The organism is Bradyrhizobium sp. McL0616, assembly GCF_049993385.1.
Lineage (GTDB): Bacteria > Pseudomonadota > Alphaproteobacteria > Rhizobiales > Xanthobacteraceae > Bradyrhizobium.
In genome coordinates, this window is the sequence record NZ_CP188255.1 from 1,040,511 (window position 1) to 1,061,067 (window position 20,557).

A 20,557-nucleotide genomic window follows, 5' to 3' on the forward strand; every position below is an offset into this window, starting at 1 on the left:
GGGACGCTCTCTCCGCCTACACCCGCACCGGCCCCAGCGCCTCAAAATGCCCGCGCTTCTGCAGCCATGTCAGCAGCACCAGGCTCGGGATCGCCACCAGCACGCAGATCATGAAGAACAGCGGCCAGCCGGTCGTATCAGCCACGAAGCCGGCACCTGACGAGAGATACGTCCGCCCCACCGCCGCAAGAGCGGTGAGCAGCGCATATTGCGTCGCCGTGTGCAGCGGGTTCTGGCAAAGCGCCGAAAGATAGGCGACGAAGATCACCGTGCCGATGGCGCTGGTGAAATTCTCGCACGTGATGGCGAAGGCGAGTGCCCACTGGCTGGCGCCTGCGACCGCGAGCCAGGAGAAGGAGAGGTTCGCCAGCGCCTGCACTGCGCCGCCGATCCAGAGGCTGGTCGCAAGCGGATAACGCCGCGCGAAAAAACCGCCGACAAAACCGCCGATCAGTGTCGCCGCGAGGCCGACGCCTTTCACGATCGCCGCATAGTCGTTGCGGGTGAAGCCGAGGTCGATCACGAACGGCGCGGTCATCGTTCCAGAGAAGGCGTCGGTGAACTTGAACAGCACCACGAAGGCGAGTGCGGCGAGCGCGTCCTTGCGCGACAGGAATTCCGAGAAGGCACCGATCGCGGCATTGAGCACGCGCGCGAACGCGGTCTCTTCTTGCGTCGCCGCTTCGGTGCGCACCGATTGCTCCGGTTCGGTCGCGGCCAGCGCGGTGATCGTCCCGATCAGCACCATCGCCGCCATCACCACATAGCCCCACATCCAGGCCGACGCACGCGGGATGCCGGTGCCCTCGAAGCCCGAGACGATGAACAGCGCGCCTGCGGTCGAGACCAGCATGCCGATGCGATAGGCCGCGACGTAGGCCGCCATGCCGGCGGCCTGCTCACTCTCCGGCAGGCTCTCGACACGGAAGGCATCGACCACGATGTCCTGCGTCGACGACGTCGTCGCCACCAGCAGAGCGCCAAGCGCGACATAGAACGGCGAGCGCGCGGGATCGGTCAGCGCCAGCAGCAGGATCGCGATGATCAGCAGCAGCTGCGAGAACAGCAGCCAGCCGCGCCGCCGCCCAAAGGTGCGCGTGAACAGCGGCACATGCAGCGCGTCCACCAGCGGCGCCCACAAAAATTTCAGCGTGTAGGGCGTGCCGACCAGCGCGAACAGCCCGATGGTTTTGAGATCGACCCCGGCCTCCCGCATCCACACCAGCAGCGTCGAGCCCGACAGCGCCAGCGGCAGCCCGGAGGAGAAGCCGAGGAACAGCACGATCAGCACCCGCGGCTGCAGGTACACGGCAAGGCTGTCGCGCCAGGACGGGGCGGGGGCGGAGGTCGCGGCGGGGGAGGTCGCGTCGGGTGCGGTCATGGGGAGGTGTTAGCAGATTCTGGCGGCCACAAGGGAGCTGTCGTCGCCCTCTCAGTGTCATCGTCCGCGAAGGCGGACGATCCAGTACTCACCAGCGCCTCGGTTCAATCACTCCTGCCGCGGCGTACTGGATGCCCCGCTTCGCGGGGCATGACAGCGCTATGGCGGCCCGGCTATTCCTGGATAAAGATCGTCCCAATTCGGATTTTGCTTCTCGACCAAACGAATCTTCCAGGCTCTGTTCCACTTCTTAAGAAGCTTCTCTCGTTTGATCGCATTTTCCGGATCGTCGAACTGTTCGAAATAGACGAGCCGGGCGACATCGTACTTTTCGGTAAAACTCTCGATGAGCTTGGATTTATGTTCCGCCACGCGGCGGATGAGATCGTTCGTCACGCCGATATACAGCGTTCCGCCGATCTTGCTGGCGAGAATGTAGATGTAGTAGCAGCGTGCGCCCATCTGCCGTCTCTCTCAACCGTCATCGTCCGCGAAGGCGGACGATCCAGTATTCACCTGCACCTCGATTCAATCACAACCGCTGCGGCGTACTCGATGCCCCGCCTTCGCGGGGCATGACAGTGTGCCCAAATCTACTCCCCCGCCTGGAGCTTCCTCGGGAACAGCTCCGCCGCAGCCGTTGCCACCAGATGCGGCCCCTCCGGCGCGTCGGTCTTGCTGAAATCGAGCTCCTCGATCCGTCCCGCGCGCTTCTCGATCTTGTCGGCGGAGATCAGCACTTGCCGGACGTCCTCGTTGGCGTCGGCAAAATGCTTCTGGAGCTTCAGCACGCGGTCGCGCAGGCGGCCCAAATCGTCGCCGAGCTTGATCACCTCGGTGCGGATCTGATCGGCGGCGTCGCGCATGCGCGCGTCCTTCATGATCTGCTGCATCACCTGGATCGCGAGCATCAGCAGCGAGGGCGACACCAGCACGACGCGAGCGCGATAGGCCTTCTGGATCACGTCGTCGAAACCGTCGTGGATCTCGGCGTAGACCGATTCCGATGGCACGAACATCAGCGCCATCTCCTGGGTCTCGCCTGCGACGAGATATTTGTCGGCGATGTCGCTGACATGCTTCATCACGTCGCCGCGCAGCCGCTGCGTGGCAACGCGCTTCTCCTCGTCGGTCCGGGCGTCGTGCAGCGCGGTCATCGCCTCCAGCGGAAATTTCGCGTCGATGCAGAGCGGCCGCTGGTCGGGCAGGAACACCACGCAGTCAGGCCGCTTTCCGGTCGAGAGTGTGAACTGGAATTCGTAAGCGCCCTTCGGCAGACCGTCCTGGACGATCGCCTCCATCCGCGCCTGGCCAAAGGCGCCGCGCGACTGCTTGTTGGCGAGCACGTCGCGCAAGGTGGTGACCTGCGTGGTGAGGTCGGTGAGGTTCTTGTGGGCGCTGTCGATGATGCCGAGCCGCTCGTGCAGCGCGCGCAGACTCTCCATGGTGTTGCGGGTGGTGTTCTCCATGGACTGGCCGACGCGATGGGTCACCGAATCCAGCCGCTCGTTGACCGCGCGCGCCATGTCGGCCTGACGGCCGGCCAGCGTCTGGGTCATGGCGTCGACCCGGCCCGACGCCTCGCTTTGGGCGTGCAGCATCTGGCTCACGCGCTCCTCGAGTTCGTCGGCCCGGATGACATTCGCCATCGCGAGTTCCGCACCGCGCCGCCCCGAGCGGGCGATCACCACCGCAATCACCAGCAGCAGGATGAGGACGAGGGAGCCGAAGCCGATCAGCACGTCCACGGTGCGCACCGGCCAGTCGCCAGCCAGGAAAATGATCTCGTTCATGCCTGTCCTTCTAGCCGATTCGCCTGTCCGCACGAACGAATAGCGAACATTTATGGTAAATCGGCCGTTAATTTTTATGGTTAACGAAACCCTAAGTTTTATGGTTAGCGGATCGTTAACGGGGTTCCGCTCCGCATTGACCACTTGTCGCGCGCGGCTTAAATCGCGGCCATGGCCCTCAGAGAAATCATCATCCTGCCCGACAGGCAGCTGCGTCTGGTCTCCAAGCCGATCGAGAAGGTCACGCCGGAGATCCGCAAGCTTGCCGACGACATGTTCGAGACCATGTACGACGCGCCCGGCATCGGGCTCGCGGCGATCCAGATAGCGCAGCCGCTGCGGCTCATCACCATGGACCTCGCCAAGCCTGACCAGGACGGCGAGACCAAGCCGGAGCCGCGCGTCTTCATCAATCCCGAGATCGTGGCCTCCTCCGAAGAACTGTCGGTCTACGAGGAAGGCTGTCTGTCGATCCCGGAATATTACGAGGAGGTCGAGCGGCCCGCGAAGGTGCGCGTGCGCTTCACCGATCTCGACGGCAAAGTGCGCGAGGAGGACGCCGAAGGCCTCTTCGCCACCTGCATTCAGCACGAGATCGACCATCTCAACGGCGTACTGTTCGTCGACTATCTGTCAAAACTCAAGCGCGACCGCGTGCTGAAGAAGTTCGAGAAAGCCGCCAAGCGCGTGGAGTAGAGTTCTGTTGATGCCCCTCCGCCTGATCTTCATGGGCACGCCCGATTTCTCCGTGCCGACGCTGCTCGAGCTCGTCGCGCACGGCCACGAGATCGTGGCCGTCTACACCCGCGCGCCGAAGCCGGGCGGGCGACGCGGCCTGCAATTGCAGCAGACCCCGGTCGAGGAGGCCGCGCGAAAGCTTGGCGTTCCGGTGCTGACGCCGAAGACGCTGAAGACGCCGGAAGCGCTCGACGCGTTTCGTTCATTTGATGCCGATGCCGCCGTCGTCGTCGCTTACGGCATGATCCTGCCGCAGGCGATCCTCGATGCGCCAAAGCTCGGCTGCTACAACCTGCACGCCTCGCTGCTGCCGCGCTGGCGCGGCGCGGCGCCGATCAACCGCGCCATCATGGCCGGCGATGCCGAGAGCGGCGTGATGGTAATGAAGATGGATGTCGGTCTCGACACCGGCGACGTCGCCATGGCCGAGCGGCTCGCGATCACCGACAACATGACGGCGGTCGATCTGCACGATCGCCTGTCCCGGCTCGGCGCCGATCTGATGGTCCGGGCCATGGCCGCGCTTGCACGCGGCGGGCTCCAGCTCAAGAAGCAGAGCGACGACGGCGTCACCTATGCCGCCAAGATCGACAAGGCCGAGGCGCGGATCGACTGGACCAGGCCGGCGCGCGAGGTGCTGCGCCACATCCACGGCCTGTCACCGTTTCCCGGCGCCTGGGCCGAGCTTGAGAATGCGCGCGTAAAAATCCTGCGTTGCGAACTGGCGAAGGGTGCCGGCGCGCCGGGCGAGGTGCTGGATGACCAGCTCACCATCGCCTGCGGCGAGGGCGCGATCCGCATTCTCGAGCTTCAGCGCGAAGGCAAGGCGCGGATGCAGGCCACCGATTTCCTGCGCGGCGTGAAGGTCGAGCCGCCGATGCGGCTGGCCTGATGCCCCGCTACAAGCTCACCATCGAATATGACGGCGCGCCGTTCTTCGGCTGGCAGGTGCAGGAGACGCTGCCCTCGGTGCAGGGCGCGTTGGAGGCCGCGGTGAAGGCGATGACCGGGGCGGATGTGCGGGTGCATGGCGCGGGCCGCACCGATGCCGGCGTGCATGCGCGCGGCCAGGTCGCGCATGTCGATATCGAGAAGCCATTTCCGCAGGGACGTTTTCGCGACGGTCTCAACGCACATTTGCGCCCGCATCCGATCGCGGTGTTAGAGGCCGAGATCGTGCCTGATACGTTCGAGGCGCGCTTCTCGGCCGTGAAGCGCCACTACCGCTATCGCATCGTCAACACCCGCGCCAATCTCGCCCTCGACATCGGGCACGCCTGGCGTGTGCCGCGCCGGCTCGATAGCGATGCGATGCATGCGGCGGCGCAGCGCCTGCTCGGCAAGCACGATTTCACGACGTTCCGCGACACCGAGTGCCAGGCCAAGTCGCCGGAGAAGACGCTCGATCAGCTCGACGTGCTGCGCGACGGCCGCGAGATCGCCATTGTCACCTCGGCGCGTTCGTTCCTGCACAGCCAAGTGCGCTCGATGGTGGGATCGCTGGTCTGGGTCGGCGACGGCCGCTGGACCGCCGACGATCTCTCAGCAGCGCTGCAAGCCCGCAACCGCGCCGCCTGCGGCATCGTCGCCCCGCCGGACGGGCTGTATCTGGTGAAGGTGGACTATTAGAGAGGCGGGAGCTCTAGCCTCGCCCATCACTGTCATTCCCCGCGAAGGCGGGGAATCCAGTACGCCGCCGCCTATCAGTATACTCGCACTGTCTCTGGAATACTGGATCGCCCGCCTGCGCGGACGATGACGGCGGAGTTAGTAGAAGCGCCGCCGCTTACCCAAAATACCTCGCCAAAATCCCCCGATACACCTGCGTCAGCTTCTCCAGGTCCTTAACCGGCACGCACTCGTCGACCTGGTGCATGGTCTGGCCGACCAGCCCGAACTCGATCACCGGGCAATAGCTCGAGATGAAGCGCGCGTCCGAGGTGCCGCCTGAGGTCGACAGCTCCGGCTTGCGGCCCGTCACCTCTTCGATCGCGGAGACCGCGAGGTCGGTGAACGGGCCGGGCTTGGTTACGAACACGTTGGAGTTCGACGGCTCCCAGACGATGCGGGCGCGGATGCGGTTGCCGCAGGCCTTTGTCAGCCGCGTCTCGACCAGCTCGCGCAAGCTCGCCTGGGTGTGGTTGTCGTTGTAGCGGATATTGAATTTTGCGCGCGCTTGGCCAGGGATGACGTTGTTGGCGGTGTTGCCGACGTCGACCGAGGTGAATTCGAGATTGGAGGCCTGGAACTGCGCGCTGCCATGATCGAGCGGCTCGTCGGAGATCGCCACGATCAGCCGCGAAATGTCCGGCACCGGATTGGCAGCGCGGTGCGGATAGGCGACATGGCCCTGCACGCCGTCGACGTAAAGCGTGCCGGATTGCGAGCCGCGGCGGCCGACCTTGATGGTGTCGCCGAGCGTCTCGACATTGGAAGGCTCACCCAGCACGCAATGATCGAATTTTTCGCCGCGCTCGGCGGCCCATTTCAGCAGCTTGATGGTGCCGTTGACGGAGACGTCTTCCTCGTCCCCGGTGATCAGGAACGAGATCGAGCCGTGTCCGTCAGTGCGCGGCTTGCCTGCGTTGGCGGCAAGATGCTCCAGCACCGCCGCAACCGAGCACGCAATGCCGCCCTTCATGTCGACCGCGCCGCGGCCGTGCAGAAAGCCGTCCTTCACCTCGCCGGAGAACGCACCGACGCTCCAGGCGCTCTCGTCGCCGGGCGGCACCACGTCGGTGTGGCCGGCGAAGGTGATGTGCGGGCCGTCAGTGCCGATGCGCGCATAGAGATTGTCGACGTCGGCAATGCCGGGCTCGCTGAAGGTCACGCGGTGGCAGGTAAAGCCGGCTTCAGTGAGGGCTTTTTCGAGCACGCCCAGCGCACCGGCATCGGCCGGAGTTACCGAGGGGCAGCGGATGAGATCGCGGGCAATCGACAGGGCATCGGTCATGCGCCCCGCTTAACATGCATGCCGCCGGGTGGGCCAGCACTGGGCGGGACAAATTCGATTTCGCTCTGCTGGTCCCAGCTTTTCGCAGGGGACGCGGCGGATACGGAGCTGTCTTCGCTGCCGGCGAGCGGATCAGGGCCGAACCGGTTGCTGCCCGAGGTGCCGGGCGCAATGAACAATTCGATAAGGCCCCACAGCCACAGCGCGTGGATGGCCAAGTCGAACAGAACAAACCAGTCAGCGTCAGGCAGAAAACCCCAGAGCACAAGACCCCGGAAATGGAACAGCAGATTGGGGACGAAGAAGAAGGGAATGATCCACCAGCCGCTCCTGTCGCGATCGTGCAGCCGCTTGATCGCGGTCGCGAGGTAGATCCAGAGAAACAGCGAGGTGCCGAGCACCTTGAGGATCAGGGTCGGACGGTCGGCGGATGGCAGCGAACGGTAGGCTCGCGGGTCGACCACCTTGAAGAGGTCGTCGAGGCCGAAGTCAAAATCGAAGTTGAGCTTGAACTTGATCGAGGATGTGGTGCCTTCGAGGACCCAGATAACCTGAGCGATGATCCCCAGCAAGCCCGCCAGCAGCGCGACGATCAGCAGCGCCTGCCACAGCAAAGCGCGGTTGATGCGACCGTCGAAGCGGAAGAAATACCAGGTCCAGTCCATGCCAAAGGCTCCGGGCGGTCGAGGCCGCCCGGATGTTGGTCGCGGTGGGAGGAGGGTGGGTTCGAACGGGGCCGCAACGGGCTCTCTTCACCTCGCCCCGCTTGCGGGGAGAGGTCGGATTGCGCCTTGCGATGCGCAGCATCGTCCGGTGCAATCCGGGTGAGGGGGTACAGGTCTCGCGGTCATCTCATCTGTGGAGAGAGGCCCCTCATCCCAACCCTCTCCCCGTAAGAACGGGAGAGGGGGAGGAGAGAGTCTTAATCCCGCAGCAGCTCGTTGATGCTGGTCTTTGAGCGCGTGCGCTCGTCGACGCGCTTGACGATGACGGCGCAGGCAGTGCTGGGGCCGATCTGGCCGTTCTTCATGGGCTTGCCGGGCAGCGCGCCCGGAACGACGACGGAATATTCCGGCACTTCGCCGATGAAGATCTCGCCGGTCTCGCGGTCGACGATCTTGGTCGAGGCGCCCAGGAACACGCCCATGGACAGCACCGCGCCCTTGCGCACGATGACGCCTTCGGCGACCTCCGAGCGCGCGCCGATGAAACAATCGTCTTCGATGATGACAGGCTCGGCCTGGAGCGGCTCGAGCACGCCGCCGATGCCGACGCCGCCGGAGATGTGCACGCGCTTGCCGATCTGCGCGCAGGAGCCGACCGTCGACCAGGTGTCGATCATGGTGCTCTCATCGACATAGGCGCCGAGATTGACGAAGGACGGCATCAGCACGACGTTCTTGGCGATGAAGGCCGAGCGGCGGACAATGGCGCCTGGCACCGCGCGAAAACCGGCGTCGCGAAAGCGGTTCTCGCCCCAACCGTCGAACTTCGAGGGCACCTTGTCCCACCAGGTCGCCTTGCCGGGGCCGCCGGGAATGGCGCCCATGTCGTTGAGACGGAAGGAGAGCAGCACGGCCTTCTTCAGCCACTGATTGACCTTCCACTTGCCGTCGGCCCCACGCTCGGCAACGCGCGCCTCGCCCTTGTCCAAGGTCTCCAGCGCATGATCCACGGCCTCGCGCACCTCGCCCTTGGTCGAGGTCGAGATGCCGTCACGCGCGTCGAAGGCGCCGTTGATGGTGGATTCCAGGGCGGACAGGGACATCGGGATTTCCTCAGAGGCAGACGCGGATTTGATGGATTGGAGGCTTTTTCGGGATTTGGAGGCGAGGAGTCAAGCTTGGTTCGCTGTCATCACCCGCGAAAGCGGGTGATCCAGGACGCCGCGGCGATCGTGATGAATCGAAACAGCGGCGATTACTGGATACCCCGCTTTCGCGGGGTATGACGGCTACTCGGGGTGAGGCAGCTTGGCCAAAAACCCCGCCAGATCATCCGTGACGTGGTCGACATAGGCCGCATCGCGGCCCTCCAGTTCCCAGTCCTCGCGCACCACTTCCTGGGTGCCGTCAGGCACCACCAGCACCGTGGTCATGCCGAGCTCATGCGGAACAGTGAGGTTGCGGGCGAGGTCCTCGAACATGGCGGCGCGTGCCGGATCGACCGTATGGTCAGCGAGGAATTTTCGGTAGGTCTGCGGCGCAGGCTTCGGCTCGAACCCGGCCGCGATGATGTCGAACACGCCGTCGAAATGTGAAGCGAAGCCGAGTCGCGCCAGCACCGCATCGACATGGTCGACCGAGCCATTGGTCAGGATCAGTTTTCGCCCCGGCAGCTTTGCGATGGCCTCGCCGAGCTGCGGGTTTGGCTCCAGCGGCGAATGGTCGATCTTGTGGACGTAAGCGAGATAGTCGTCGGCGCGCACGCCATGCAGGGTCATCATGCCGCGCATGGTGGTGCCGAAGCGCAGATAATAATCCTTCTGGATCTTGCGCGCTTCCGCCGGCGTCACGTGCAGCCAGTTGCAGACGAACTCCCCGATCCGCGCATCGACCTGCTGCCACAGATTGACGTGATGCGGATAGAGCGTGTTGTCGAGGTCGAACACCCAGGTATCGATGTGGGTGAAGGTGCGGGGGGATTCCATCAAAACGCTCTCAATCAAGGCAACCCAAACCGCAGCGTCTTGCCGCCACTGCTCATGTCCACCGCACCAAAACCGGTCGCTGCAAATCCGCGGGCGCCGCAGTCGGTCTGCTCGTTGGTCTCGAATTTGGTCTCGCGCGTGCAGAGCTGCCGGTCGCCCCCCCAGTTCAGCGGCTTGTCCTCCAGCTTGATGGCGCGGTTGTCGGCGTCGACTGCCTCCGCGAAGCTGAAGATCTGTTTCGGCGTGCCGGTCACGTCGGGATGCAGGCAGGTCTTGGGATCGATGCGATACCAGCCGCGGCTCGTGACCGATTTGCCGTCGTCGGTGGCGACCGCGGCCATCACCTTGTGCGGCGTGTCGTTGCACCAGGTCAGGCCGCTCGGCGACGGCGTCTGCACCGCGTCGACCATGGTCTTGAAGAAATTTGGCGAGGACACGATATCGGACGGCAGCCCGCGACTCTTCAGGAACGCGGCAAGCGCTGCTTGCGTCTTCGGCCCGTCGACGCCGTCGATCGGCGCGGCATCATAGCCCGCGATCAGCAGCAGCCGCTGGATGCCGGCGAGCCGCGCCTGCTCGTCGTCATATTCGGAATCCTCGGCGAGATAGGCGACGAGATTGCCGTCATCGCCCTGCGTCGGCGTGATCTGGGTGAAAGCCGCCTGGGTCTGGCCGCTGCGGCATTGCCGCGCGGCCGCTATGACGAAATTGTCCTGCGCCACGCACAGCGTGTCGCTGCCATTTTGCGGGATGGGGGACGCGCCGTAGACGCCGAGCGCGCGGGCGTTGAGCAGGATGCGGTCGGCGGAGAGCGTGCCCTGCACCACCACGCGGCAGGTGGCCGGATCAATCCTGAACCAGCCGCGCGTTGCGGTCGCCGCCTTGTCGTCGATGCCGATCGCGGCCTCGACGACATAGGACATGCGGTTGCAGATCTTGAGGTCGGCGACGGCAGGAGCAGAGGAGAAGACGAACGAGATCGCCGCGGCCGGCAGCGCCATCAGCAAGCTTGCCAGGGTCGAGCGGCGGCGAGGCCCGGCTCTCCACCCGTCATGCCCGGCCTTGTGCCGTGCATCCACGTTCTTGGCGCGGGACAAAAGATCGTGGATGGCCGGGACAAGCCCGGCCATGACGCCGTTCTTTGTTCGCTCCCGCGTCACTTGTGGATCAGCGTTCCCGTGCCCGCGTTGGTGAACAGCTCGAGCAGCACCGCGTGCTGCATCTTGCCGTCGATGATGACGACGCCCTCCACGCCCTGTTCGAGCGCGTAGATGCAGGTCTCGACCTTCGGGATCATGCCGCCGGAAATGGTGCCGTCTGCGATCAGCTTTCGCGCGTCTTTCACGGAAAGCTGCGGGATCAGCTTCTTCGACTTGTCGAGCACGCCCGGCACGTCAGTCAGCAGCAACAGGCGTTTGGCCTTCAGAGCGCCCGCCACCGCACCGGCAAAGGTGTCGCCATTGATGTTCAGCGTCTGGCCGTCATGCGAGGTGGCGAGTGGCGCCAGCACCGGGATCAGCTCGTAGCCGATCAGCTGGTTGAGCAGCGTGAGGTCGACCTTTTCGGGGTCGCCGACGAAGCCGAGATCGACCGCCTTCTCGATGTGCGAGTCCGGATCGACGATGGTGCGCGTCGTCTTCGACGCCTTCACCATGTTGCCGTCCTTGCCGGACAGACCCACGGCCTTGCCGCCGGCTTCGTTGATGTAGCCGACGATCTGCTTGTTGACGGAGCCGGCCAGCACCATCTCGACGATCTCGATGGTCGCGGCGTCGGTAATGCGCAGGCCGGCTGCGAACTCCGAGACGATGCCGAGGCGCTTGAGCATGGTCGCGATCTGCGGGCCGCCGCCATGCACCACCACCGGATTGATCGCGGTCTGCTCGAGCAGCACGATGTCGCGGGCAAAGTTCTTCGCGGTCTCCACGTCGCCCATGGCATGGCCACCATATTTGATGACGATGGTTTCTTCGTCATATTGCTGCATGTGCGGCAGCGCTTCGGACAGGATGCGGGCCTGGTCGAGCGGGGAAATTTCGGTCATCGGGCAGATCTCGCTGGCGGGACAAACGCGGCCTGCGTTCTATCTGATTGGCGGGCGAGGCGCAAAGTGCGTGTTCGTACTTACCCTCCAGGGGAGGGTAAGATGGAGCGTCACTTCGGCGCCACCACCGCGGCCAGGCTCACCGTCAGCCAGCTCAGGATCATCAGCGTTCCGCCGGTCGGCGCGGCGTAGGGAAACAGTGAATGTCCCGTGTATTGGCGCATGGTGAGGTCGCCTGCGAACAGCGCCGCTGCGATCACGAAGCCGAATGCGGCCACGAGGCCAATTCCGTCGCGCAGAAGTGCCCGCGAAAGCAACGCGACGACCGCAAGTATGGCAGTTGCATGAAACAGCAGCATGGCGCTTGCGGAGGCGAGCCGGCTTGCATCGCCGCCGTGCGCGGAAGCGGCGGCCAGCGCCACGCCGGCGGCGCCCATCAAGCCGGCAAGCCCGATCAACAGGCGGTGCGCCGCCATCACGAGGTCCGCTCTTCCAGCAGCTTCGCCATCGCGGCGCGCAGTTCGGCCATGCCGGCCCCGGAGCGCGAGGAGGTCGTCAGCACATCCGGAAATGCGGCGGCATGCTTGGCGAGGACGACCCCGGTCTCGGCAATTCGCTCGGCAAGCTCCGATGCCTTCACCTGATCGGCCTTGGTCAGCACGATCTGGTAGCTGACGGCTGAGCGGTCGAGCGTTTTGAGGATTTCGAGATCGACGTCCTTGAGCCCGTGGCGGGCATCGATCAGCAGGTAGACGCGTGCGAGACTCGCGCGGCCCAGCAGGAATTTGTGGATCAGCTCGGTCCAGGACGCGACCTGCGACTTCGGCGCCTTGGCGTAGCCATAGCCGGGCATGTCGACGAGCCGTAATTCTGTCTTGCCCGGGACCTCGAAGAAGATCAGCTCCTGGGTGCGGCCCGGCGTATGCGACGTGCGCGCCAGCGCGTTGCGGCCGGTCAGCGCGTTGATCAGGCTCGACTTGCCGACATTGGAGCGGCCGGCAAAGGCGATCTCCAGCCCCGCCATCGGCGGCAGCGTCTCGACTGAAGGCGAGGCCCAGATGAACTGCCAGTCACGGGTGAACAGCTTTCGCCCGGCTTCGATCAGCTTCGCATCTTTGTCGTCGGTCATGCGAAGGCTTTCAGTTGTTTGTCGCGTCATTGCGAGCGAAGCTAAGCAATCCAGAATCTTACCGCGGATTCAGTCTGGATTGCTTCGTCGCTTTGCTCCTCGCAATGACGGCGCTACGTCGCCTTCTTCGCGAACGTCGCCTTGAGATTGTCGAACAGCTCCACCTTCACGCCGTTGCGGCGCATGATGAAGCTCTGCTGGAGCACCGAGAGCGTGTTGTTCCAGGCCCAGTAGATCACGAGGCCTGCCGGGAAGCCCGCCAGCATGAAGGTGAAGATCAGCGGCATCCAGTTGAAGATCAGCTGCTGGGTCGGATCCGGCGGCGTCGGGTTCAGCTTCATCTGGAACCACATCGTGATGCCCATGATGATCGGCCAGATGCCGAGCGCGAGATAGTGGCCGAACAGCGGAAGCGTCGTCGGGTCGAACGGGATCAGGCCGAACAAAGTGAACAGATTGGTCGGATCGGGCGCGGAGAGATCCTTGATCCAGCCGAAGAACGGCGCGTGCCGCATCTCGATGGTGACGAACAGCACCTTGTAGAGCGAGAAGAACACCGGGATCTGGATCACCACGGGAAGACAGCCGGCGACCGGATTGATCTTCTCCTTGCGGTAGATCTCCATCATCTCCTGCTGCTGCTTCACCTTGTCGTCGGGGTAGCGCTCCTTCAGCACCGCAAGCTGCGGCTGGATCGACTTCATCTTCGCCATCGAGGCGTAGGACTTGTTCGCCAGCGGGAAGAACAACAGCTTCACGATCACGGTCACGAGCAGGATCGAGATGCCGAAATTGCCGAAGAAACGGTAGAAGAAGTCGAGGCCGAGGAACATCGGCTTGGTGATGAAGTAGAACCAGCCCCAGTCGATCAGAAGATCGAAATGGTTGAGGCCGAGCTCCTTGTTGTAGCCGCCGAGGCCTGCGAACGGGAACACGCCGACGACGCCGGCTTCCTTGGCGCCGGCGAACAGCCGCGCGTTCGCGGTCGCGGTGCCGCCGATCGCGACGGTCTGTTCTTTCTGCAAGTAGTCGGTCTGGTAGCGGATTTGAGTGCCGGGCTCGGCCAGGAAGCGGGCCTTGAGTGTCGCTGACGTGTCGGGAAGGAGCGCCGAGGCCCAATATTTGTCCGTAATGCCGAGCCAGGCATTCGTGACGCTGTTGAATTCAAAGCCGTGCCCGCCGTTGCCGATCGCGGGCGCTTCCGCGACAGCCTTGTAGGCCTTCTCCTGCAGGCCTTGGTCACCCAGATAGCCGATCAGGCCTTCATGCAGGATATAATAGCCCGAGACCTGTGGGGTGCCGTGGCGCGAGATCAGCGCGAACGGATAGAGCGTGACCGGCGCGTTGCCGACATTGGTTACATCGTCCTTGATGCTGAAAAGATAGTGGTCGTCGATTGTGATCGTGCGGCGGAAGGTGAGACCTTCGCCATTGTCATATTTCAGCACGACGGGAGTAGACGGCGTCAGGCTGTTCGAGCCTTCCTGCTGCCAATCGGTCGTCATGCCGGGAATTTTTGCCGTAACTCCCGCCGCGGGCAGCCAGCCGAACTCGGCGTAATAGGGCTGCGCGGTACCGGAGGGCGAGTAGAGGATAATCGGCGGCGATTTCGGATCGACCGTCTCGCGATATTGCACCAGCGCGAGGTCATCGATGCGAGCACCTCTCAAGGAAATGCTGCCGGTCAGGCGCGGCGTATCGATCTTGACGCGGGGCGAAGCGGCGATCGCGACCTCGCGGCTGACGGTCGGCTGACCGGGCTGATTGGCGGCCGCGGGGGCGGACGGCGCCGTGCCGGCCTGCGGCGTGGCGCCCGGCATTGCGGACGCCGTCGGCTGCGGCGTGGTCTTCTGAAGCTCGGTCTGCGTCTGTTGCAGGGCGCGCTGCTTTTCCATCGCCGGCACGTTGTAGAAGTACTGCCAGGCGATCAGCACCAGGCCGGACAGAATGACGGCAAGGATGGTATTGCGATTGTCGGTCATCACTATTGTCTCGTCATCAATCCGGTTTACGGCTGGTCGCTGAGGCGGGGCTTGGATCTGGCTTTGGGCCGCGTCCCTTGAACGATCCCTTGTGCGCCTGCCGCGCGGGCTTCGTGAACGCTGCGCGGAGATCGTCGATCATGGTCGCGAAGTCGCGCGTGAGCGCGTCCCGGCGTCCGACCAGCACATAGTCATGATGGGGCTGCATCGATACCGGATCGAGCCGCTTCACGATTTCGCGAAGCCGGCGCCGGATGCGATTGCGTTCGGGGGCGTTGCCGTTCTTTTTGGTAACGGTGAAGCCGATCCGGATTGGGCCGCTGTCGTCGCGGCGACGGCTTTGCAGGACGAACGCGGAACTATTCACCCGCGCGCCATTGGCAACGGCGACGAAATCCGCCCGCTGCCTCAGCCGATCCATGATGAAATCCCAAAAAGGGGGTCCGGCTCAGGCGCTCAGACGCTTGCGGCCGCGCGCGCGGCGGGCAGCGAGAACCTTGCGGCCGCCAGCCGTGGCGAGACGAGCACGGAAGCCGTGGCGGCGCTTGCGCACCAGTTTGCTGGGTTGATAAGTCCGCTTCACGGGTTTTTCTCCGCTGACCGGGCAATTTGCCTGTAGAATTGATGGTAAAGTCCGGAAGATGCGGCCCAAAATGGGCCATTTCCGGCCCCAAGAGAGCCGCTCCCAGCTTCACGCCGGGTCATCGCGGACAATTTGGCCGGCTTATAAGCGAGCGTCCCTTCTTCGTCAACGCCGCAGGACCGCACAGTTCGGATGAATATCACTGTTTCGGCGGGGTTTTTAACCCTTGAGGTGGCGAGTAGCCGGATCAGCGCTTACATCCCACCTCGGCAGATTAGCGATCCGTAATTTGACCGGCCCTAGGTGCGGGTCGCATCCTCCAATAGCCAAGGCCAGCAGGGGCGAATTTCGTGGCGACAGACCTCCAGCCGACCCAGGATGTAGATCGGGTCATGGATCAGCCGGACCCGCCGGTCATGCGGTCGCGCGGGCCGGCGGGGCTCGGCCTGTCCGGCAAGTTGCTGCTGCTGACCGTCCCCCTGGTGATGATCGCGGCGAGCCTGCTCTATGTGCCCGCGATCGCCAATTTCTGGGTCAATCGGCTCAACGACCGCGTCGCGGCGGCCAACACGGCGGCGCTGGTGCTCGATGCGGCGCCGCTCGGCATGGTCCCCGATTCGCTGTCACGCGAGATTCTCAAAAGCATCAATGCGCGCGCGGTCGCCATCAAGATGGGTCAGCAGCGCCGGCTGCTTGCCAGCGACAATCTGCCGGCGACGATCGGGCATGACGTCGACCTGCGCGACATGACCGTGTGGGAGGCGATCACCGGCTCGTTCCAGATGATGCTGGAGACCGGCAATCATCCGATCCGCATCGTCGGCCCCGGTGTCGGCAGCGCCCAGTTCGTCGAGATCGTCACCGACGAATTGCCGCTGCGGCAGGCGATGTATCGCTTCTCCCGCAACGTCGTGGTGGTCGCACTGATCATCGGCGTCCTCACCGCAGGTCTGGTCTACCTCGCGCTCCATTATCTCTTCGTGCGGCCGATGCGGCGGCTGACCGCGAGCCTGGTCGGCTTCCACGAGAACCCCGAAAGCTCGGCGCGTATCATCGTTCCAAGCCAGCGCAGCGACGAAATCGGCGTCGCCGAGCGCGAATTGTCGGACATGCAGCGCGATCTGATGTCGATGCTGCATCAGAAGAGCCGGCTTGCCGCGCTCGGCCTCGCCGTCTCCAAGATCAACCACGATCTGCGCAATCTGCTGGCTTCGGCCCAGCTGCTCTCGGACCAGCTCGCCAGCGTGCCCGATCCGCGGGTGCAGCGCTTTGCGCCAAAACTCGTGCGCTCGCTCGAGCGGGCCATCGCCTTCTGCCAGTCGACGCTGTCCTATGGCCGCGCCCAGGAGGCCGCGCCCGATCGCCGCATGATGCTGATCGAGCCGGTCGTGCTGGAGGTGCGCGAGACCGCCGGTCTCGCCAGCGACGCCTCGATTGCCTGGGTCGCCGCAGTCGAGCGCGGGCTCGCGGTCGATGCCGATCCCGACCAGCTGTTCCGGGTGCTGCTCAACCTCGTCCGCAACGCCGCCCAGGCGCTGGAAAGCCATGCGACCGGCGATGGCGGCGTGCAGCAGATCCGGATCACCGGGAAGCGCGAAGGCGCGGTCGCCATCCTGGAGGTCTCGGACACCGGCCCCGGCGTGCCCCAGAGGACCCGGGAGCATCTGTTCGAGGCGTTCCAGACCTCGGGCCGCCCCGGCGGCAGCGGCCTTGGCCTGGCCATCGCCGCCGAGCTGGTCCGCGCCCATGGCGGCGACATCCATCTGGTCGAAGGCACCATCGGCGCCACCTTCCGGATCGTCATCCCCGACCGCCCCGTGGAACTCCTGTCCATCCGCAACGAGCGGGCGCGGGCGTAGTCGGCCAGCGGCCGACACGGAAACTGTCATTTCCCTGCAAAATCTCCCCAAACCGGACCTTGCCAATCCGGCCAAGAGCGGTTAGTCAGAGCGCTCTTTCGCACCCCTCCGGCGCTGTCCGGAGGCTGCGTGCGGGCCCTGCCCGCATTGCTGTTCGCGAAGTACGCGCCCGTAGCTCAGCTGGATAGAGCATCAGACTACGAATCTGAGGGTCGGACGTTCGAATCGTTCCGGGCGCGCCAGTCGCAAAAGTTCCCATTGGAAATCAATAACTAACGCAGATACAAGCGCTTAGCTGCCGTGTGGTGGTCACAGTCGGTGGTGCTAATCGTGCGTATTTTGATGGGCGTGATCAAAGACAGACACGGGACATACTGTGCCCGAAAGACGGTGCCAGAGAAGCCCAACGGCCTTCAGGCGGCGGTTGCTCGCGAGCTGAACAACGGCAAGGCTGCACAGAAACACCTGAAGCGGTCGCTGGGGACCAAGGACCTCCGCGAGGCCAACATACGGGCCAAGCCGGTGTTAGCAGACTTCGACCGGATCATCGCTAAGGCCAAGGCAAGCCTTGCGGCAACCACGGTGCCTACGGTCAAGCGCACCAGTCTGAACGACACCGAGATTAAGCGCATGGCTGAGTACGTTTACGCCAAGGCGCTGGCTTGGGACGAGCGTGTTCGGTTCGGGGGGCGCGATGAGATGAAGCGAATTGAGGCTGAGATCATTCGCCTCGAAGGCGCTGTAGAACAACCGCTGATCGCACAGGAGCAATGGCCGCAGCGGGGAATGCCTCGCGGCGTATACGAAGAAAACAAGGCCGAGCTGTTGGATACCCTGCGGGAGATGCGGGAGGCTGCTGCTATGGGCGACATCTCCGCTGTTCAGGACCATGTGTTGGAAGCCATGTTGGCCTTCAACGTCGAGCTGGACCAACACAGTCCGGCTTACATCAGGCTGAGCACCGCGTGCCTGCATTCGTATCTGCGAGCCCTTGAGGACATCGGGAAGCGCGACGAGGGCATTACAGTAGAGGCCCCTCCGCTCGCGTTGCCGGGTGCTGCCGCAATAACAGCAGACGGAGGCACGCTGAAGGACGCGCTGGAAGGCTGGAAGCGACATCGGGCGCGCCCCAAACGGACGGTGGACGAGTTTAGCCGCAGCGTGGACATGTTTGTGCAGCTTCACGGCAACATGTCTGTAGCGGTGATCAAGAAGAAGCATGCACTGGACTATCGTAAGGCGCTTCAGGACGTACCGCGCCACCGCACGGGCGACTTGCTGCACGCCACGCTTCCAGCTCAGGCCGCTTGGGGTCGGGAGCATGCTGACGAGCCAAGGATCACCGCAGCCACTATCAACAAACAGCTCGGCGGCGTGCAGTCCATCTGCATCTGGGCGAACGAGAACGGCCTTGTGTCCGATGACGTCCAATGGTCCGACCCTTTCAGTAAGCTGAGACTGCCGGAGGAGCGTTCGGAGCGCACGTCGTTTGATGTTGCCGAGTTGCAGCTCTTATTCAACACGACGCTGTTCATCGAGCATCGTTTCCCCCTTGGTGCCCATGGTGCCGCTGGCTTCTGGCTACCTGTCCTTGCGCTTTTCTCAGGGGCGCGGCAGGCAGAGTTGGGAAGCCTCACGCGGCCAATGTGCAGACAGATGTCGAAACGGGATTGGCGTTGCTCTATTTCATGACCGAACGGGCACGGGGAAAGCGCGTAAAGACAGACGCATCCGAGCGCGTTGTACCCGTGCATCCCGAAGTGATCCGACTAGGCTTTCTCAGCTATGTCGAGGAGCGACGGAAGGCCGATGGCGCAGTTGCTTGGCTGTTTCCCTCGGTGTCTCCCGACAAGGGCCGCGCTGGCATCCCTGCGTGGTCTCAGTGGTTCGGCCGCTATCTGCGCGCTGCCGGGGTCACGAACAGAGCCAAGGTATTCCACAGCTTCCGGCACACCGTGAAGGACGCACTGCGGAGAGGCAGGGCGGACCATGAGATGCGGGAAGCTCTGGTCGGCCACGCTCAGGCATCCTCGGTGAGCTGGGGCTACGGCGCGCCTGAGATGTTAGCTCGCTTCGGCGCTGCCGGATTGTCGGACGCCGTGAACCGCATCACCTATCCCGGCCTTGACCTGTCGCGGGTCAGGCCACTGGGGGTTCCTAAAGACACACGTGGCACCAAGGCAACCTAGAACGACCGGCGTGGGGCACTGCAGCCTCGCCGGAACACCAAGAAACGCCCATCAGATTGATGGCCAAGAGCAAGAACAATGAGCCGGAACAAGAAAAATAAACGAGTGCGCCGAACCATCACGCGCGGGAACGTGAGGAGACCCAACGACACCGGGGAAACCATTGAAGACTTGGAGGCAAGGCTTGCGACCGCAGGAGCACCGACGTTGCCTACGGAGGCCGGTGCTACCGTTCGGGTGGCTCGCGAGCACATCAAGGTCGCCCAGAAGGCATTTCAGTGGCGCGTGCCGAAGCGCAATCAAATCCCGAGCGATGACCACATTCTCACATTGGCGCGTGCGATCCAGCGCGGAGACGAGATGCCACCGATCCTCGTATTCCCCGTAGGAAGAGATTTTTACGTTTTGGACGGACACCACCGCTTAGCGGCGTATGACAACGCGGGTTGGTCGAAAGCGATACCGGCTCAGGTGTTCACAGGGAGCCTAAGGGAAGCCGAACGTGCTGCTTTGCGCTCCAACAACAAAGACCAGCTGTCATTGACGCGGGAGGATCGGACCGAAGCGGCTTGGCGCTTGGTGCGGGAGCGCGAACCTGAGGACAGCATCAAGAGCATCATGCAGGACACCGGGGCCAGCAAGGGGACGGTGAATACCATGCGGGCCACGCTGGAAAAACTTGCGGAGCTTGGAAACAGCCCTGAGGACATCAAGGACATGTCGTGGGCAAAAGCACGTTGGAACGCCAAGGGTGGCCGCGAGGACCATGAGCACGCAGACTGGATTGAGGCTGAAGCGGATAAGCTCGTCGATGACATTCTGAGGTTCAAGCTTGGGACACGGCTCACCAAGAACACGGACGTCACAGCCCTAGCGTTGGCGAAACTGAACCCTGCGCTTCCTGACGCTTTAATGGCGGAATGGGCTCCGGAACCTGAGTTTGACCCGCACGAAAACGACCCAGAGCACCCGGACATCATATTTTGAAGGGCGGCATACCCAAACACTGCTGTACCCATTTGGGTAGGCAAATTAGGTTCCGAAACGCCCAATCGTAAATGACCGGATGGGAGAAATGATGCCTATTGCGGCAATTTCTTGTATGGCAAAAGCGTAACAAATCGGGAGGAGCACGCTACCCCTCTTGGCTCACCGCGACCTAATACCTGCCACTTTCAGCAGCGGCGCAAATCGTGGGGCCATTGGAGGCCTGATCGCACACTGCTGCTGTAAGCTCGGCGGCAGCGGCGGCCCTT

21 protein-coding genes and 1 tRNA gene are annotated in these 20,557 nt (G+C 63.6%); 8 read left to right on the forward strand and 14 right to left on the reverse strand.

Features of this window, described 5'->3' with window-relative positions:
* Positions 1–16 precede the first annotated feature (16 nt).
* The 3 genes from ACPPVR_RS05030 to ACPPVR_RS05040 all read right to left on the reverse strand — a co-directional run bounded on the left by ACPPVR_RS05030 (position 17) and on the right by ACPPVR_RS05040 (position 3,174).
* On the reverse strand, positions 17–1,381 hold the full coding sequence (locus tag ACPPVR_RS05030; protein WP_426613156.1) for an AmpG family muropeptide MFS transporter: 1,365 nt from the start codon (positions 1,379–1,381) through the stop codon (positions 17–19).
* Between the two features lie 159 nt (positions 1,382–1,540).
* Positions 1,541–1,843 (reverse strand): GIY-YIG nuclease family protein, encoded by a 303-nt coding sequence (locus tag ACPPVR_RS05035; RefSeq protein WP_426613157.1) that lies wholly within the window; start codon positions 1,841–1,843, stop codon positions 1,541–1,543.
* A 131-nt stretch (positions 1,844–1,974) separates the two neighbouring features.
* Positions 1,975–3,174: a DNA recombination protein RmuC gene (locus tag ACPPVR_RS05040; RefSeq protein WP_426613158.1), complete on the reverse strand. Its 1,200-nt coding sequence runs from the start codon at positions 3,172–3,174 to the stop codon at positions 1,975–1,977.
* Between the two features lie 171 nt (positions 3,175–3,345).
* Between ACPPVR_RS05040 and def the strand changes: the two genes are divergently transcribed.
* From def to truA, 3 genes are read left to right on the forward strand one after another with little or no spacing between them, the layout of a single operon-like run.
* Positions 3,346–3,870, forward strand: a complete 525-nt coding sequence (gene def, locus ACPPVR_RS05045; protein WP_426613159.1) for a peptide deformylase — start codon at positions 3,346–3,348, stop codon at positions 3,868–3,870.
* Positions 3,871–3,880: 10 nt separating this feature from the next.
* Positions 3,881–4,804 carry a methionyl-tRNA formyltransferase gene (gene fmt / locus ACPPVR_RS05050; protein WP_426613160.1) on the forward strand — a complete coding sequence of 308 codons (924 nt, stop codon included), beginning with the start codon at positions 3,881–3,883 and terminating at the stop codon, positions 4,802–4,804.
* Positions 4,804–5,541, forward strand: coding sequence for a tRNA pseudouridine(38-40) synthase TruA (truA, locus tag ACPPVR_RS05055; protein ID WP_426613161.1), 738 nt, complete (start codon positions 4,804–4,806; stop codon positions 5,539–5,541). Before fmt ends, truA begins: the two co-directional genes overlap by 1 nt.
* A gap of 157 nt (positions 5,542–5,698) precedes the next feature.
* On the opposite strand, the gene dapE is transcribed toward truA, so the two are convergent.
* The 11 genes from dapE to rpmH all read right to left on the reverse strand — a co-directional run bounded on the left by dapE (position 5,699) and on the right by rpmH (position 15,253).
* Positions 5,699–6,865 (reverse strand): succinyl-diaminopimelate desuccinylase, encoded by a 1,167-nt coding sequence (gene dapE, locus ACPPVR_RS05060; RefSeq protein ID WP_426613162.1) that lies wholly within the window; start codon positions 6,863–6,865, stop codon positions 5,699–5,701.
* Positions 6,862–7,530: a DUF805 domain-containing protein gene (locus tag ACPPVR_RS05065; protein ID WP_426613163.1), complete on the reverse strand. Its 669-nt coding sequence runs from the start codon at positions 7,528–7,530 to the stop codon at positions 6,862–6,864. Before ACPPVR_RS05065 ends, dapE begins: the two co-directional genes overlap by 4 nt.
* Before the next feature lie 257 nt (positions 7,531–7,787).
* The gene (dapD, locus tag ACPPVR_RS05070; protein WP_426613164.1) at positions 7,788–8,633 is read right to left on the reverse strand and encodes a 2,3,4,5-tetrahydropyridine-2,6-dicarboxylate N-succinyltransferase; all 846 of its coding nucleotides are present in this window, start codon (positions 8,631–8,633) and stop codon (positions 7,788–7,790) included.
* 186 nt (positions 8,634–8,819) lie between these two features.
* The gene (locus ACPPVR_RS05075) at positions 8,820–9,515 is read right to left on the reverse strand and encodes a pyrimidine 5'-nucleotidase (protein WP_426613165.1); all 696 of its coding nucleotides are present in this window, start codon (positions 9,513–9,515) and stop codon (positions 8,820–8,822) included.
* Between the two features lie 14 nt (positions 9,516–9,529).
* Entirely contained in the window at positions 9,530–10,516 is a 987-nt protein-coding gene (locus ACPPVR_RS05080) for a DUF1036 domain-containing protein (protein ID WP_426616030.1), read from the reverse strand.
* A gap of 155 nt (positions 10,517–10,671) precedes the next feature.
* Entirely contained in the window at positions 10,672–11,559 is an 888-nt protein-coding gene (gene argB, locus ACPPVR_RS05085; protein ID WP_426613166.1) for an acetylglutamate kinase, read from the reverse strand.
* A 110-nt stretch (positions 11,560–11,669) separates the two neighbouring features.
* Positions 11,670–12,035 (reverse strand): DUF423 domain-containing protein, encoded by a 366-nt coding sequence (locus ACPPVR_RS05090; RefSeq protein ID WP_426613167.1) that lies wholly within the window; start codon positions 12,033–12,035, stop codon positions 11,670–11,672.
* Positions 12,035–12,688 carry a ribosome biogenesis GTP-binding protein YihA/YsxC gene (gene yihA / locus ACPPVR_RS05095; RefSeq protein WP_426613168.1) on the reverse strand — a complete coding sequence of 218 codons (654 nt, stop codon included), beginning with the start codon at positions 12,686–12,688 and terminating at the stop codon, positions 12,035–12,037. The genes ACPPVR_RS05090 and yihA overlap by 1 nt, the downstream gene beginning before the upstream one ends.
* Before the next feature lie 113 nt (positions 12,689–12,801).
* Positions 12,802–14,670: a membrane protein insertase YidC gene (gene yidC, locus ACPPVR_RS05100; RefSeq protein ID WP_426613169.1), complete on the reverse strand. Its 1,869-nt coding sequence runs from the start codon at positions 14,668–14,670 to the stop codon at positions 12,802–12,804.
* Positions 14,671–14,686: 16 nt separating this feature from the next.
* A complete protein-coding gene (gene rnpA / locus ACPPVR_RS05105; protein WP_426613170.1) occupies positions 14,687–15,091 on the reverse strand; it encodes a ribonuclease P protein component in 405 nt (134 codons plus the stop codon).
* Positions 15,092–15,118: 27 nt separating this feature from the next.
* Positions 15,119–15,253: a 50S ribosomal protein L34 gene (gene rpmH / locus ACPPVR_RS05110; protein ID WP_008542748.1), complete on the reverse strand. Its 135-nt coding sequence runs from the start codon at positions 15,251–15,253 to the stop codon at positions 15,119–15,121.
* 392 nt (positions 15,254–15,645) lie between these two features.
* On the opposite strand from rpmH, the gene ACPPVR_RS05115 reads away from it, so the two are divergent.
* The 5 genes from ACPPVR_RS05115 to ACPPVR_RS05135 all read left to right on the forward strand — a co-directional run bounded on the left by ACPPVR_RS05115 (position 15,646) and on the right by ACPPVR_RS05135 (position 20,288).
* On the forward strand, positions 15,646–17,112 hold the full coding sequence (locus ACPPVR_RS05115) for an ATP-binding protein (RefSeq protein ID WP_426613171.1): 1,467 nt from the start codon (positions 15,646–15,648) through the stop codon (positions 17,110–17,112).
* A 165-nt stretch (positions 17,113–17,277) separates the two neighbouring features.
* Positions 17,278–17,354: transfer RNA gene (locus tag ACPPVR_RS05120), tRNA-Arg, on the forward strand.
* An 88-nt stretch (positions 17,355–17,442) separates the two neighbouring features.
* A complete protein-coding gene (locus ACPPVR_RS05125) occupies positions 17,443–18,804 on the forward strand; it encodes a DUF6538 domain-containing protein (RefSeq protein ID WP_426613172.1) in 1,362 nt (453 codons plus the stop codon).
* Positions 18,783–19,301 carry a hypothetical protein gene (locus tag ACPPVR_RS05130; protein ID WP_426613173.1) on the forward strand — a complete coding sequence of 173 codons (519 nt, stop codon included), beginning with the start codon at positions 18,783–18,785 and terminating at the stop codon, positions 19,299–19,301. The genes ACPPVR_RS05125 and ACPPVR_RS05130 overlap by 22 nt, the downstream gene beginning before the upstream one ends.
* A gap of 78 nt (positions 19,302–19,379) precedes the next feature.
* On the forward strand, positions 19,380–20,288 hold the full coding sequence (locus ACPPVR_RS05135) for a ParB N-terminal domain-containing protein (protein ID WP_426613174.1): 909 nt from the start codon (positions 19,380–19,382) through the stop codon (positions 20,286–20,288).
* Positions 20,289–20,557: the final 269 nt, after the last annotated feature.

Bases quoted from the DNA above. Each gene is read 5' to 3' on its own strand.
- ACPPVR_RS05030 (WP_426613156.1), bottom strand. From the start codon at position 1,381: ATGACCGCACCCGACGCGACCTCCCCCGCCGCGACCTCCGCCCCCGCC.
- ACPPVR_RS05035 (WP_426613157.1), bottom strand. From the start codon at position 1,843: ATGGGCGCACGCTGCTACTACATCTACATTCTCGCCAGCAAGATCGGC.
- ACPPVR_RS05040 (WP_426613158.1), bottom strand. From the start codon at position 3,174: ATGAACGAGATCATTTTCCTGGCTGGCGACTGGCCGGTGCGCACCGTG.
- def (WP_426613159.1), top strand. From the start codon at position 3,346: ATGGCCCTCAGAGAAATCATCATCCTGCCCGACAGGCAGCTGCGTCTG.
- fmt (WP_426613160.1), top strand. From the start codon at position 3,881: ATGCCCCTCCGCCTGATCTTCATGGGCACGCCCGATTTCTCCGTGCCG.
- truA (WP_426613161.1), top strand. From the start codon at position 4,804: ATGCCCCGCTACAAGCTCACCATCGAATATGACGGCGCGCCGTTCTTC.
- dapE (WP_426613162.1), bottom strand. From the start codon at position 6,865: ATGACCGATGCCCTGTCGATTGCCCGCGATCTCATCCGCTGCCCCTCG.
- ACPPVR_RS05065 (WP_426613163.1), bottom strand. From the start codon at position 7,530: ATGGACTGGACCTGGTATTTCTTCCGCTTCGACGGTCGCATCAACCGC.
- dapD (WP_426613164.1), bottom strand. From the start codon at position 8,633: ATGTCCCTGTCCGCCCTGGAATCCACCATCAACGGCGCCTTCGACGCG.
- ACPPVR_RS05075 (WP_426613165.1), bottom strand. From the start codon at position 9,515: ATGGAATCCCCCCGCACCTTCACCCACATCGATACCTGGGTGTTCGAC.
- ACPPVR_RS05080 (WP_426616030.1), bottom strand. From the start codon at position 10,516: ATGGCGCTGCCGGCCGCGGCGATCTCGTTCGTCTTCTCCTCTGCTCCT.
- argB (WP_426613166.1), bottom strand. From the start codon at position 11,559: ATGACCGAAATTTCCCCGCTCGACCAGGCCCGCATCCTGTCCGAAGCG.
- ACPPVR_RS05090 (WP_426613167.1), bottom strand. From the start codon at position 12,035: ATGGCGGCGCACCGCCTGTTGATCGGGCTTGCCGGCTTGATGGGCGCC.
- yihA (WP_426613168.1), bottom strand. From the start codon at position 12,688: ATGACCGACGACAAAGATGCGAAGCTGATCGAAGCCGGGCGAAAGCTG.
- yidC (WP_426613169.1), bottom strand. From the start codon at position 14,670: ATGACCGACAATCGCAATACCATCCTTGCCGTCATTCTGTCCGGCCTG.
- rnpA (WP_426613170.1), bottom strand. From the start codon at position 15,091: ATGGATCGGCTGAGGCAGCGGGCGGATTTCGTCGCCGTTGCCAATGGC.
- ACPPVR_RS05115 (WP_426613171.1), top strand. From the start codon at position 15,646: ATGGATCAGCCGGACCCGCCGGTCATGCGGTCGCGCGGGCCGGCGGGG.
- ACPPVR_RS05135 (WP_426613174.1), top strand. From the start codon at position 19,380: ATGAGCCGGAACAAGAAAAATAAACGAGTGCGCCGAACCATCACGCGC.